This is a genomic window from Halomonas sp., assembly GCF_052095695.1.
In the GTDB taxonomy this organism is placed as follows: Bacteria; Pseudomonadota; Gammaproteobacteria; order Pseudomonadales; family Halomonadaceae; genus Vreelandella.
Map to the genome: position 1 here is coordinate 21,941 of NZ_JBQDLQ010000036.1, position 14,170 is coordinate 36,110.

A 14,170-nucleotide genomic window follows, 5' to 3' on the forward strand; every position below is an offset into this window, starting at 1 on the left:
TAGCCGCTAGCGTTAGAAGATTGACTCTGCGGTGCCTGAGCCTTGAGAGCCGCTGGCTTCTTCCAGCTCGCGACTGATACGGCGCTGCTGGTAGTCCGGCAAGTGATCACGATGGAACAGCTCGGTAAGGCCGCCCGGCTGGTCGTCAGTTAAGCGACGGCCGGTATCCGGGTCAACGCGCGCAGTCACAACCGTATCAGGGCGTTCTAGCACGGCCGGCGGCGTGCCTTCCAGCGCATCACCCATGAACTCCACCCAAATCGGTAAGGCGGCGCCGGCACCATACTCAGCGAGTGTTTCGTTGCTGTCTTTACCGACCCACACCGTGGTGACGAGATCGCTGTTAAAGCCCGCAAACCACGCGTCGCGCAGGCTGTTCGTGGTACCTGTTTTCCCCACAATGTCTTCGCGGTTCAGGCTTAGTGCACCGCGACCAGTACCCGAGGTGATAACGTCACGTAGCATGTCGCGCAGAATATAAACGGCGGCCGGGTCGGCTACTCGTTCGGCGATGGGGTATTCGCGGCCATCAATTTCAACCGTTTCCTGATCCTCTGCACAGCTTGGGCAAGCCACTTGAGGCGCCGCTTCATCAATCAGTTCGCGATCATCGTTGCGGGTAACACGCTCAATAAACCAGGGCGCCACTTGGAAGCCGCCATTGGCAAGAACGGCGTAGGCGTTGGTCATCTCCATGGGCGTTAAGCTCGCGCTGCCTAGGGCTAAAGCTAAACCGTGAGGCAGGCGGCCTGGCGCAAAACCGAAGCCTTCTAAGTAGTTAATCGTATGATCTAAGCCCATCGTCTGCAGAACGCGGATAGTCACCAGGTTGCGTGAACGTGCCAGCGCAGGGCGTAAGCGCGTCGGCCCTTGGAAGTCCCGGCTAGAGTTCGCCGGCCGCCATAAAGAGTTGCTGCCGTCGTCGAGTACTACCGGCGCGTCATTGACCACGCTTGCGGCATTCATCTCGCCATCTTCAAGAGCCGCCAAATAAATGAAGGGCTTGAAGATCGAGCCTGACTGGCGCTGAGCCTGTACCGCGCGGTTGAACTTGCTGGCGTTAAAGTCAAAGCCACCTTGAAGCGCGAGAATGGCACCGGTGCGCGGGTCTTGAGCGACCAGCGAGCCCTCGGCGTCCGGGAGTTGAGAAAGACGCAGTGAGCCATCTTCATTCTCAATCACGCGAATCATGTCGCCACGCACGGCAATTTGATCCGCCGAGCTGGGTTCTGCCCCACGACTGCGTGGGCTAAGGTACTTTTGTGCCCAGCTTAAACCCGCCCATGAAATCGTTTGTAGCCCGTCGTTGCGGGTAAGTACTTTCATTTCCCGACCGCTGCTTTCTACCACGATAGCTGGCTTTAGCAGGCCGTAGTTGGGCGTGCGAGCAAGTACCTGAATCCAGTTACTGACGTCGCCATCAAATCCTTCCACTTCCGTTTGGCTACGTTGGGCGGCCTGGCGGGCGGTTTGACGAATTTCGGGCGACTCAGAAAGCTCTTCTTCAAGGCCTTGCGTCGCGGTTTGCTCTTGCGCCTCAACTAAGCTGGCAGCAATTTCACGCTGCTCTGGCCCGCGCCAGCCATGGCGCAGGTCATAGGCGGTTAGGCCGTTGGAGAGAGCTTGTTGAGCAAAGGGCTGTAGCTCGCTATTAATCGTGGTGTAGATGCGATAGCCGCCGGTATAGGCGTCATCGCCAAAGCGCTCAACCGCGTACTGACGCGCCATTTCTGAAACGTAATCAGCGTCAACTTCGTTTTGCGTGTAGTGGCGGCGGGCAGTCACCGGGTCCTGAACCGACGATTGATAGGTGCTCTCGTCGATATAGCCTAAGTCGCGCATGCGAAAGAGAATCCAGTTGCGTCGAATAAGCGAGCGTTCTGAATTCGCCAGCGGGTTGAACGCAGAGGGTGCTTTGGGCAGCCCCGCAATCATCGCCGTTTGCGCGAGAGTCAATTCAGCCAGTGGCTTGTCATAGTAGGTTTCAGCGGCAGCGGCGATGCCATAGGCACGGTTGCCCAAGAAAATCTTGTTAACGTAAAGCTCGAAAATTTCTTCTTTGCTGAGCACTTGCTCCATTTGCAGCGCGAGCAGAATTTCACGAATCTTACGTGTAAACGTTTGATCCAGCGTCAGCATGTAGTTACGGGCGACCTGCATGGTGATGGTCGAACCGCCTGACTGGATAGACCCGCCACTGCTAACCAGCTCTACCGCGGCCCGGGCTAAGCCACGAGGGTCGACGCCGGCATGATCAAAATAGTTGGTGTCTTCGGCAGCGACCAAGGCATTGACCATATCCTGCGGAATTTCATCGAAGTCGACTATCATGCGCCGCTCCTCACCGAACTCGCCAATCAGCTTACCGTCTTGGGTAAAGATTCTCAGCGGCGTGTACAGCTCAAAGTCCTGCAGTTGACGAACGTCGGGTAAGCCCGGCGCAAAGTAAATAGCCGCAGCCACCACGGCCAGCACGGTGGCGCCGACCAATGACACGATGAGAAAAAATAGCGACACAATAAGGGTTCGAAGAAACGTCATGAACAAAGAGCACCCTGGAGAGAATAAAAAGATCGGCGTTTGAACGGCCGCATCATGTAATTGGCTGCCATTATAGGAAGCTGAGGCGGCGGCCACCAGTGTTGATATGTTGTAAGTTCGTTCACGTGAGTCTTAATTAAAAATAAGGTAACCTCGATTCACGTGATCAGCAGGTGGAGCTTGACCTACTATGCGCTTTATGAAATCCGATAAAGGGTTGATCGGTATAGACATTACGTCGGCGAGCGTAAAGCTGCTGGAGCTAACGCAGTGCCGTGGTTATTACCAAGTAGAAAGTTATGCCGTTAAACCACTGCGCGAAAGTACGATAATTGAACGCCGTATTCGTGACATTAATGACGTTACCAGTACGCTGAAGCGCGCTTTAGACCATGCGCAACCCTCTACGCGTCAAGCTGCCGTCGCCATTCCTGCGAGTGCTGCTATCACTAAAACGCTGAACTTTCCTATCGAACTGCGTGAAGACGAGATAGAAGAACGCATTATGGCCGAATCCGACCACCATATTCCTTTTCCGTTCAATGACGTTGCTTTCGATTTTAAATGCCAAGGCCCTGCGCCGTTTGATGAAGGGCAGCAGCAGGTAGATCTGGTGGCCTGTCGCCAGCGCGACGTTATCCAGCTTTCTGAGACGTTAGAGCGTGCAGGTCTTGAGCCTGCGGTTGTGGACGTTGACACGTTTGCTTTGGCGCGCTCGCTGATTGAATTGCGCGGCCAAACGCACGCAGGCGATCCAACTGGCGATGCTGATATGGCCTGTATTGGCGTCGTCGATATTGATGCTGCAACGCATGTTTTTCACGTCTTGCATGGCCAGCATATTGTCTATAGCCGCAGTACGGCGTTTGACGATAGACCGCTAACCACCTCTTTAATCGAAGCCATTGCTCAGCAGGTTATGCGCATCTTACAGCGCTACCACGCGAAGGCGCATCAGCAGCTAATACAGCATATCGTATTGGTCGGCGTATCAAGCGTGATGCCTGGTCTGGCCGAGCGTATTGCTAACCATAGCGGGATACCGGTGACGATCGCTAATCCCTTTCAGCACATGCAGGTCAATAAACGCCTAAACCTTCAAGCCCTGATGAATGATGCGCCGACGATGCTAACCGCCGGTGGCTTAGCGATGAGGGTGAATCAATGAGGGTCTGCCTGTGAAGATAACTATTAATCTGCTGCCTTGGCGGCAGGCACAGCGTGAGCGGCGAACGCGACAATACTATGTCGCCGTGGTGATCATGCTGCTACTGGGCGTGGTGGTTGGGCTGCTCATCTCTCAATTTTATCAGCTTAAGCTGGCCGCTCAGCAGCAGCGTAATGCGCTTATTATCAGCCACATTGAGCGTCTGCATGCGGATATTGACAGCGTGTCGCGCGTGGAACTTGATGCTGCGCGGTTAAATGAGCAAATAGCCGTGTTTCAGGCGCTGCAGTCTACGCGTACCGATACTGTGCACCTGTTTAATAACGTGGCGAATAGCGTCGTGAGCGGCGTGGTCTATCAGCGGCTCTCGAGAAGCGATAATAGCGTCAGCGTAACGGCGGCTGCGGGCAGCGCCCGGCAGGTGTCCGAGCAGCTACGTCGTATTGCCGCACTATCGGGTTTGGGCGTGCCAGTGCTCTCGGCGCTGGAAAGCGAGCAAGACGGCGCGGGCCGCGTGTTTCATTTCGACGTTGACCAGGCGGCGCGATGAGTTTTCAGCGCGACCAATGGGCCATTGAATGGCAGCGCTTGCGCGAGGTTGACTGGCGAGGGTTAGACGTCAAAGAAGCCGGTAGCTGGCCGTGGCTATTAAAGGTTTTGAGCTGCGGTGTAACGCTGCTAGTAGCGTTGGGCGTGATGCTATGGCTGACGGTGAGCGAACAGCGCGATGCCTTTATGGCCGCGCAGCGCCAGGAGGTTCGGCTGTTAAGTGAATACCGCAGCCGAGTGTCTGAAGCCGCCTTCTTGCCGGAACGGCGTGATCAGTTGGTAGCCTTAGAAACGCAGGTGGCGCGCTTTCACACGATGCTTCCCAGCGATGCGGAAATCCCCTCGCTGCTCGATAGTATCAGTGATGCCGCGGCTGATAACCGCCTGATAATTGACACTGTCTGGCTGCGCCCCGCGTTGGAACAGCCGCACTATATAGAGCAGCCGCTGGATATTCAGGTGCGCGGCGGCTATCACCAGCTGGCGCGTTTTATCGCCGATATCGCGTCGCTGCCACGCATGGTGACCCAGCATGACTTCACTTTGGCGCCCGTTGAGGGGCACGGCGATATGCTGCAGCTGTCGCTCCTTGCCCGCACCTATCGCTATGCAGGAGACAGTGATCAGCCGCTGGATGAGGGAGCAGACGTGCTATGACGCCAAGCCAGCCGCGACTTGTAAAGCGTGCCGCGCCGACGGTGATGCTGTTGAGTTCGGCGGTCTTGCTGATGGGGTGTGCGGAGCCTGATTTAGAACCATTGGCGCAGACGCTGACTGATATTCGACAGTCGCCGGTAGGCGAGCCGCCAACAATAAGCGTGCTAGAGCCTGAAAGCGCTTCCTTAGACTACTTATATAGCGATCAGCGCAGCCCCTTTTTGGCGCCACAGGCGATAGCTGAAGATGGCAATGAGCGCAGCGACCGTGTGCAAGCGCCGAACCCGCAGCGTGCATTACAGCCGTTAGAGCATTTCCCTCTGCAAGAGCTTCATCTGGTGGGCACGATGACAATGGCGGGGCGCCGTTTAGCGTTAATTGCATCGCCCGATGGCGCCGTGACCAGTGTTAAAGAAGGGGACTACATGGGCACTAACGATGGGCGAATTGCACAAATAGACGCGCAAGCGCTTCATCTCACCGAACAGGTGCTTACTCAGCAGGACGGATGGCAGGAGCGACAGGTATCGCTCGTCATTAACGCAGACGACTTGTAACTGGATAATAGCTTATGACAGTGACCGCTTGGCGACGCAGACTCTTTTCGAAGATAGCCGTACGCTTGCCTTCGCTATTGGCTTCATTATATATAGCAATAGGCGCATCCATATCAATGGCGTTACCTTCATGGGCCGCTGAGTCGGTGCTGACCGAGATCGACGTGCTGCCTGCGCAAAGCGGAGGGATTAACGTTGATCTTTATTTCTCCGGCGGCGTGCCCGAGCTGCGCAGCTATCGTTTAGCGGCGCCGCCTCGCGTCATGCTTGATTTGGCCGCTACGCAAAATGGACTCGCCAATCGGCGTGTTAACGTGGATCGAGGGGGCATTGAGCGGATTACCGCCATGGAAGGCAATGGACGAACGCGTCTGGTCGTTAATCTGCGCGAGGCGCAGAGCTACACTTCGAGCGTGCTGGAAGATCGTCTACGTATTCGCTTTGAGGCTGATCCTCATGGCGCTAATAGCGAAGCTGCCGCGGCGCTTGAAATCGACGAGGGGCCGTATATAGAAAACATTGATTTTCGACGCGGCCAGGACGGTGCCGGTCGGCTTATTGTTACCTTTGATCGTGACGGTGTTGACGCAAACGTGCGTGAAAATAGCGCAGAGGCCGTGCTCGTTGAGCTGCTCGGTGTCTCCCTGCCTGATGCCTTGAATCATATCTACGATGTCACTGATTTTGCCACTCCAGTCACGCGCATTACGCCTCGATCTGAGCCGCGCAGTACGCAGCTAGTGATCGCAACGCAGGGGGCTTTTGCGATGATCTCCTCGCAAAAAGAGCGCACGTTGACGGTTGATGTACAGCCGGTCAGCCAAGTGCTGCCTTCTTCTCAAACGCCAGAGAAGAGCTTTGATGGCGAACTGCTGAGCCTTAACTTCCAAGATGTTGAGGTTCGCTCAGTGTTAGCGACGCTGGCCCAGTTTACCGGCCTTAATCTGGTCGCCAGTGATAGCGTGGCCGGACGCGTAACGCTTAATTTAAACGATGTGCCTTGGGATCAGGCGCTGGCGCTGATCTTACAAACCCAAGGGCTATCGAGCCGTGAGCAGGGCAATGTGATATTGGTAGCGCCTACTCATGAGCTGGCTGACTTAGAGCGCCAGGCGCTGGAAGCTCGCCATCAGCGTGAAACGCTGTTGCCACTGGTGACCGAGTTTGTCGAAATCAAATATGCGCGGGCCGACGATTTGGCTCAGCTGCTAAGCGGGGGTGGAAGCGACGGCTTCGGGCTGCTGACTGAGCGTGGTCGGGTGAGCGTTGATCATCGCACCAATACGCTATTAGTGCAGGATACCGCAGCGCAGGTGCGCGATATTGCCCGCACGATTGATCGCTTAGACGTCGCCGTTCGTCAGGTGCAAATAGAGGCGCGCATTGTCATCGCGCGGGACACCGCGTCGCGTGAGCTTGGTATTAACTGGGGTATGTCGAGTACGCGAGGTTTTCAACAAGGCGATGATGGCGCGTTTAGGCGGCGAAATATTAATCCCAATAACATTAACCGGGCGCAGGGCGGTCTGGCGGTTGACTTAGGGGCGGCATCAGGGCGCGGCACCGGCTTTAGCTTTGGCTATTTATCGGGTGATGTTTTGTTGGATCTGGAGCTGCGCGCCTTGGAAAGTGAAGGTAAAAGCCAGACTATTTCGCAGCCTAGAATTATTACCGCCAATCAGCGTACTGCCAGAATCAGCCAGGGTGAAGAACGCGCTTTCCAGCGCGTAGATGGCAATGACAATCTGGACACCGAGTTCAAAGAAGCCGAGCTTTCACTGGAAGTCACCCCGCAAATCACGCCGGACAACCGCATTATTATGGATCTGGTGATCAAAAATGATAGCTTTCGTGAATCAGAATTTGGCGGTGAGCCGCCGATTGATACCAATCAAATTGAAACCCAAGTATTGGTAGATGACGGCCAAACGGTGGTGTTAGGCGGTATTTTAACGACAGAAGAGCTTCGCCAAATTGCCAAAACACCGCTCTTGGGCGACATTCCTTTACTAGGTAGGCTGTTTCGCTATACCGCAGAGAGCAATGAAAAGGTAGAGTTGTTAGTCTTTATTACTCCACGACTCCTTGACGATGGTTTGACGGTTCGCTGATGCAGGATTTACCTAATCTATTTCTTATTGGCCCCATGGGGGCTGGCAAAAGCACTATTGGTCGCCTGCTGGCGGCCGAATTGTCGCGCCAATTTTATGACAGTGACCACGCCATACAAGATCGGTGCGGGGCGGATATCCCGTGGATTTTTGATGTCGAGGGCGAGCAGGGCTTTCGACTGCGAGAAATCCATATGATTGATGAATTGACCCAGCTTTCGTCCGTGGTTGTCGCCACTGGCGGTGGTGCGGTGCTGCGCGAAGAGAACCGCCGCGCACTGCGTGATCGAGGTACGGTCGTTTATCTACTCACCACCGTTGATCAGCAGCTCAAACGCACGGCGAAAGATCGCAATCGGCCGCTGTTGCAGTGCGCTAATCGTGAGCAGGTGCTCATCGATATGTTTACCCAGCGTGATCCGCTTTACCGGGCGACCTCGGATATTGCCGTGCGCACAGATCGTCGCAGCCCCCGGGCAGTGGTGAATGAAATATTGCGACGGGTATATCGGTTGGTTGATCCCTTGGAGCCATCACCCGTCAATCACACTGCTGAAACGCTTAACCATAAGGTATTTCCATGACCGCGATAGTCGATGCACGGCGTACGCTTCACGTTGACTTAGGTGAGCGCAGCTATCCCATTCATATCGATACGGGGCTCATTGGGCGCGCCGATGCTTTGACACCCTATTTGGCCGGTCAGCAGGTGATGGTTATCACCAATGAGACGATCGCACCGCTTTATCTAGACAAGCTCTGCGCTAGCCTGCCCGGTGATGTCGAGGTACGCACCCTGGTACTGCCGGATGGCGAACAGTACAAGACCATTGAGCACGTCAGCCGGATTTGGGATGCGCTATTGGAGGCAGGCTTTAATCGTCGCTGCACCCTGGTCGCGCTAGGTGGCGGGGTAATTGGCGATATGGTGGGCTATGCTGCCGCTTCCTATCAGCGTGGTGTTGCATTTATTCAAGTGCCGACCACGCTACTTTCCCAAGTGGATTCGTCGGTGGGAGGCAAAACGGGCGTTAACCATCCGCTGGGCAAAAACATGATTGGCGCTTTCTGGCAGCCTAAGGCGGTGCTGGTAGATATCGAGTCGCTGAAAAGTTTGCCGCGTCGTGAGCTGTCGGCAGGGCTTGCAGAGGTCGTTAAATACGGGTTGATCCGTGATGAAGCATTTTTAAGCTGGCTGGAAGCCAATATGCCGGCGCTGCTGGATGTCATGCCCGATGTAATCGCCGAGGCCATCGCGCGCAGTTGCCAAATCAAAGCTGATATCGTTGCCGAAGACGAAACCGAGCAGGGCGTGCGTGCATTACTCAATCTAGGCCATACCTTTGGCCATGCTATTGAGGCGCATCAAGGTTATGGCAACTGGTTGCACGGTGAGGCAGTGGGCGCCGGCATGGCCATGGCCGTGACGCTTTCCCAGCAGCTCGGTTGGGTTGATGAGGTGATGCTTGCCCGAAGTCTGGCGGTCATTGAGCGTGCGGGGCTGCCGTTAGCGGCGCCGGCGAACATGTCCAGCGAAGACTTTTTAATGCGTATGCGGCTAGATAAGAAAAATATCGATGCCAAGCTGCGTCTAGTGCTGCTCAATAGCCTTGGCGATGCTTGCGTCAGCGACGCCACGCCGGTGTCGGTACTACAGGCACTGCTGGATGGCTATCCGCGCCGTTAAGTGGTGCAAGGGTGCATCATTAAGTAAACAAGTAAGAACGTAAGCTAGCTAAGCCCGCCTTCCATCGTCGCTCCCTAAGCTCAGCGGCGATGAAAGGCGGTTTTTTTTGTGCTCGGCTTCCAGGCAATTAACGGCTTTTAAGATAATTGGCATGCCTTATACGCTATCGGCATGGGATGGGCGGGTGATTTAAGACTAAAGTCTAACGCCTGGTAGGTATCGTTTAAATAACGTTGTATGTGCTTGCAAGTGTTTGAAGTCTATGTATTTTTTCCTTAAGCGGTGATGCAAGCTCAGGATTTGAAAAGAGTTTTTCTAGCATCGCCTGCAAGTGGCGATTGCGCAAATAGGGTGCGAATCGCTATGCTGGCCGACCATTTTGTTTCAGCAGCGAAGGTGGGAAGTATCCTTTTTGGGTGGGTAAGAAGCATTATAAAAAAAGCAAAACCCGCCTTTTTACCACATGCACGCTGCTAAAAAAAGACCCTGACTAGAGGCGCGCCCATGAATAAAGGTCTTCACCAGCCTGGCGAATTTCGCGACAACTGTGGTTTTGGCCTGATTGCCCATATGGAAGGGCAGGCTAGCCACGATTTGTTGAAAACGGCCATTGAATCACTGACCTGCATGACCCATCGCGGCGGTATCGCGGCCGATGGAAAAACCGGCGACGGCTGTGGTCTGCTTATTAAAATGCCTAAGCCATTTATGCAGGCGCTTGCTAAAGAAGCGTTTGATGCTGAGCTGGGCGAGAAATTTGCCGTTGGGGTGATCTTTCTACCTAACGATGACGCCCGTGAAGCGCATGCTCGTGACACGTTAACTCGTGAGTTTGAAGCGCGTGGGCTTAATGTACTGGGCTGGCGCGATGTGCCTACGGACGCCAGCGTTTGTGGGCCGATGGCGCTCGACTGCCTGCCGCGTATTCGTCAGCTATTTGTGCAGCCAGGCCAGGGCGAACACTTCGACGTTGATCTGTTCATGGCTCGCCGCCGTGCCGAGCAGGCGCTGCGCGACGAAAAAGATTTCTATGTGGCTTCGCTCTCGTCGGAAGTTGTCTCTTATAAAGGCTTGGTGATGCCGGAAGACCTACCGGCGTTTTATCAGGATTTAAATGATCCGCGTTTGGAAACGGCTATTTGCGTGTTTCACCAGCGCTTTTCGACCAATACCGCGCCCCGCTGGCCGCTGGCACAGCCGTTTCGCTTGTTGGCGCACAACGGCGAAATCAACACCATTGAAGCCAACCGAGGCTGGGCAAATTCGCGTAAAGCGAATTTCGTTAACGAGCGCCTGCCTGATATCGCTGAGCTGGATGAGATCGTTAACACCATCGGCTCTGACTCCTCCAGTATGGACAACATGCTGGAAGTGCTGCTGACCGGTGGCATGGAGCTGCACCGCGCGGTGCGGATGATGGTGCCACCCGCTTGGCAAAACGTAGAGACAATGGACGCCGAGCTGCGCGCCTTCTACGAATATAACTCGATGCACATGGAGCCGTGGGACGGCCCTGCAGGCGTGGTCATGACCGATGGTCGCCAGGCCGTCTGCATGCTTGACCGTAACGGCCTGCGCCCCGCGCGCTGGGTGATTACCAAAAATGGCTATATCACGCTGGCATCGGAAATTGGCACCTACGGCTATAAGCCGGAAGACGTGGTCGCCAAGGGTCGCGTTGGCCCAGGGCAAATGCTGGCGGTGGATACGCAAACCGGTGAAGTACTGCATACGCAGGATATCGATGACCGGCTGAAGTCGGCTTACCCGTACAAGCGCTGGCTTAAGCAAGAAGCGAACTACCTGGAGTCGGCGCTGACCGAGCTTGCGCGCTTCCAGACCATGGATACCGCCGCGCTTAACGTTCAGCAGAAGCTGTTCCAGATCAGTTTTGAGGAGCGCGATCAGATACTGCGCCCGCTGGCAGAAAGTGGTCAGGAAGCGGTGGGCTCAATGGGCGACGACACCCCCATGGCGGTATTGTCGAGCCGTCCTCGCCTGCTGACAGATTTTTTCCGTCAGAAATTTGCCCAGGTCACCAATCCACCAATCGACCCGCTGCGCGAAGCGATTGTAATGTCGCTGGAAACCTGCTGTGGCGCTGAGCTTAACGTCTTTAAAGCAACGCCCGAGCACGCGCATCGTTTGATTTTGACTACGCCGGTGCTGTCACCACGTAAATTTACCGCGCTGGTCACTCAGGAAGACCCCGCTTTCGCCAGCCATACGCTGTCACTGGGTTACGACCCTGAGCAGCAAAGCCTTCACCAGGCGGTTAAGGCGCTGTGTACAGAGGCAGAAGCGCAGGTGCGTACTGGAAAAGTAATTTTGGTGCTTACCGATGCAGAACTGGCGCAGGGGCTGATCCCGATCCAGGCCGCTTTGGCGGTGGGTGCTGTGCACTCCCACTTAGGTCACTTGGCGCTACGCCCCAATGCCAACATTGTGGTGGAAACCGGCTACGCCCGAGATGCACACCAAATGGCGGTGCTGTTTGGTGTGGGCGCCACGGCGGTGTATCCGTGGCTGGCGTATCAGGTGATGGCGGATATGCATCGCACCGGCGAGCTGACCGGTAATCCGGCAGATGGCCGCGAAAACTATCGTAAGGGATTGCAGAAAGGCCTATTTAAAATCCTTTCCAAGATGGGTATCTCGACGCTGGCTTCCTACCGTGGCTCGATGCTGTTTGAAGCAGTGGGTTTGTCTGACGAGGTGATGGATCTGTGCTTTGTGGGCATGGCGTCACGTATTCAGGGTGCTGGTTTTGCTGAGCTTCAGCTGCAGCAGGCGCTGTTGGCGAAAGACGCCTGGATTCCCCGTAAGGGCATCTCTCAAGGCGGTATGTTCAAGTATGTCCATGGCCACGAATATCACGCCTACAACCCTGATGTCGTGATGTTGCTGCAGCAGGCGGTTCAAGAGGGCAGCTACGCCAAGTGGAAGAAGTTTGCCCAACTGGTGAACGAGCGTCCGGTAGCGACGATTCGGGACTTGCTCAAGCTTAAGCCATCAGAAGCGCCGGTTGCGCTTGATGAAGTAGAGCCTGTTGAAGACCTGCTGCCACGCTTTGACAGCGCGGGCATGTCGTTGGGTGCGCTTTCCCCAGAGGCGCACGAAGCGCTGGCTCAGGCCATGAACGAAGCCGGCGGTCGCTCTAACTCGGGCGAAGGCGGCGAAGACCCTGAGCGCTATGGCACTATCCGTAGCTCCAAAATCAAGCAGATCGCCTCCGGCCGTTTTGGCGTTACCCCAGCGTACCTTGTGAATGCGGAAGTGCTGCAGATCAAAGTTGCCCAGGGCGCAAAACCTGGTGAAGGTGGCCAACTGCCCGGCGGTAAGGTCAATGCGTTGATCGCTCGCCTGCGCCACGCGGTGCCTGGCGTTACGCTCATTTCACCGCCGCCACACCACGATATTTACTCGATTGAAGATTTGGCTCAGCTGATTTTCGATCTTAAGCAGGTTAACCCAGAAGCTCAGGTATCGGTGAAGCTGGTCTCCGAGCCGGGTATCGGCACCATCGCCACCGGCGTTGCCAAGGCCTATGCCGACCTGATTACCGTGTCGGGCTATGACGGTGGCACCGCCGCGAGTCCCTTAACGTCGATCAAGCATGCCGGCTCCCCCTGGGAGCTTGGCCTGCCGGAAGTGCATCAGGCGCTGCGTATCAACGGCTTGCGGGATAAGATTCGCCTGCAAACCGATGGCGGTCTAAAAACGGGGCTGGATGTCGTAAAAGCGGCCATTCTAGGGGCAGAGAGCTTTGGGTTTGGTACCGCGCCGATGGTGGCGCTGGGCTGTAAGTACCTGCGTATTTGTCACCTAAATAACTGCGCGACCGGTGTGGCCACGCAGGATGACTTCCTGCGTGGCGAGCACTTCCGTGGCACCGTGGATATGGTGAAAAATTATTTCCGCTTTATCGCCGAAGAAGTGCGTGAGCTGATGGCCGAGCTAGGCGTGCGCAAGCTTACTGATTTGATTGGTCGCACTGACCTGCTCGAAGTGCTGGAAGGCAATACGGCTGCTCAGCGCAAGCTCGATCTTACCCCGCTGTTGGCGAATGACTTTGTGCCTCAAGATGCGCCGCAGTTCTGCAGGGTAAGCCGTAACGTGCCGCATGATCCCGGCGCCAAGAACCAAGAGGTGCTGGCCGCGCTAAAAGACGCTATCGAGAACCGTTCGGGAGGTGAGTTTAACTTCACCATTACCAACTGCGATCGCAGCGTAGGCGCATTGTCATCGGGTGCGATTGCCAAGCGCTACGGCGATGAAGGGTTGGGGTTAGCGCCGGTGACCGCGAATTTCGTCGGTGTGGCGGGGCAGAGTTTTGGGGTGTGGAACGCGCGGGGTTTGAATCTCTACCTCGAAGGCGATGCCAATGATTATGTCGGTAAAGGCATGAGCGGCGGCAGTATCGTGATTATCCCGCCGAAAGTGAGCCAGTTTGAGAGCCATAAGACGGCCATTATCGGCAATACCTGCTTGTACGGCGCGACTGGCGGCACGCTGTTTGCGGCCGGCACGGCGGGCGAGCGCTTTGCGGTGCGTAACTCCGGCGCGTCAGCGGTCATTGAAGGGGCTGGCGACCACTGCTGCGAATATATGACCGGCGGCTTGGTCTGTGTGCTGGGCGAAACCGGGGTGAACTTCGGTGCGGGTATGACCGGTGGGTTTGCCTATGTGCTCGATGAAGATCGCTCCTTCGTCGATAAGTACAACCACGAGCTGGTCGAAATTCATCGCGTTACCACAGAGGCCATGGAGGCGTATCGCCGCCATCTGCGCGAAACGATTGAAGCCTATGTGGCCGCGACCGGTTCCGCACGTGGCGAAGCCATCTTGGAAGACTTCAGCGACTATGCGCGCCACTTCTGGCTGGTTAAGCCAAAAGCGG

At 55.7% G+C, this 14,170-nt stretch carries 9 protein-coding genes; 8 read left to right on the forward strand and 1 reads right to left on the reverse strand.

Going from position 1 to position 14,170, the window contains the following annotated elements; all coding sequences use genetic code 11:
- Positions 1-12: 12 nt before the first annotated feature.
- Positions 13-2,541: a penicillin-binding protein 1A gene (locus tag ACTH5D_RS09210; RefSeq protein WP_441670462.1), complete on the reverse strand. Its 2,529-nt coding sequence runs from the start codon at positions 2,539-2,541 to the stop codon at positions 13-15.
- A gap of 190 nt (positions 2,542-2,731) precedes the next feature.
- Here ACTH5D_RS09210 and pilM point away from each other — a divergent pair, with 190 nt between their 5' ends.
- The 8 genes from pilM to gltB all read left to right on the forward strand — a co-directional run.
- The gene (pilM, locus tag ACTH5D_RS09215; protein WP_441670464.1) at positions 2,732-3,709 is read left to right on the forward strand and encodes a type IV pilus biogenesis protein PilM; all 978 of its coding nucleotides are present in this window, start codon (positions 2,732-2,734) and stop codon (positions 3,707-3,709) included.
- A gap of 10 nt (positions 3,710-3,719) precedes the next feature.
- Positions 3,720-4,259, forward strand: coding sequence for a PilN domain-containing protein (locus ACTH5D_RS09220; protein WP_441670466.1), 540 nt, complete (start codon positions 3,720-3,722; stop codon positions 4,257-4,259).
- Positions 4,256-4,915, forward strand: a complete 660-nt coding sequence (locus ACTH5D_RS09225; protein WP_441670468.1) for a type 4a pilus biogenesis protein PilO — start codon at positions 4,256-4,258, stop codon at positions 4,913-4,915. Before ACTH5D_RS09220 ends, ACTH5D_RS09225 begins: the two co-directional genes overlap by 4 nt.
- Positions 4,912-5,472: a pilus assembly protein PilP gene (locus ACTH5D_RS09230; protein WP_441670470.1), complete on the forward strand. Its 561-nt coding sequence runs from the start codon at positions 4,912-4,914 to the stop codon at positions 5,470-5,472. Before ACTH5D_RS09225 ends, ACTH5D_RS09230 begins: the two co-directional genes overlap by 4 nt.
- 116 nt (positions 5,473-5,588) lie before the next feature.
- On the forward strand, positions 5,589-7,583 hold the full coding sequence (pilQ, locus tag ACTH5D_RS09235; protein ID WP_441670472.1) for a type IV pilus secretin PilQ: 1,995 nt from the start codon (positions 5,589-5,591) through the stop codon (positions 7,581-7,583).
- Positions 7,583-8,167, forward strand: a complete 585-nt coding sequence (aroK, locus tag ACTH5D_RS09240; RefSeq protein ID WP_441670474.1) for a shikimate kinase AroK — start codon at positions 7,583-7,585, stop codon at positions 8,165-8,167. Before pilQ ends, aroK begins: the two co-directional genes overlap by 1 nt.
- The gene (gene aroB, locus ACTH5D_RS09245) at positions 8,164-9,270 is read left to right on the forward strand and encodes a 3-dehydroquinate synthase (protein WP_441670476.1); all 1,107 of its coding nucleotides are present in this window, start codon (positions 8,164-8,166) and stop codon (positions 9,268-9,270) included. Before aroK ends, aroB begins: the two co-directional genes overlap by 4 nt.
- Positions 9,271-9,774: 504 nt before the next feature.
- Positions 9,775-14,170: glutamate synthase large subunit (gltB, locus tag ACTH5D_RS09250; RefSeq protein ID WP_441670478.1), on the forward strand; the 4,396-nt coding region annotated here is incomplete at its 3' end.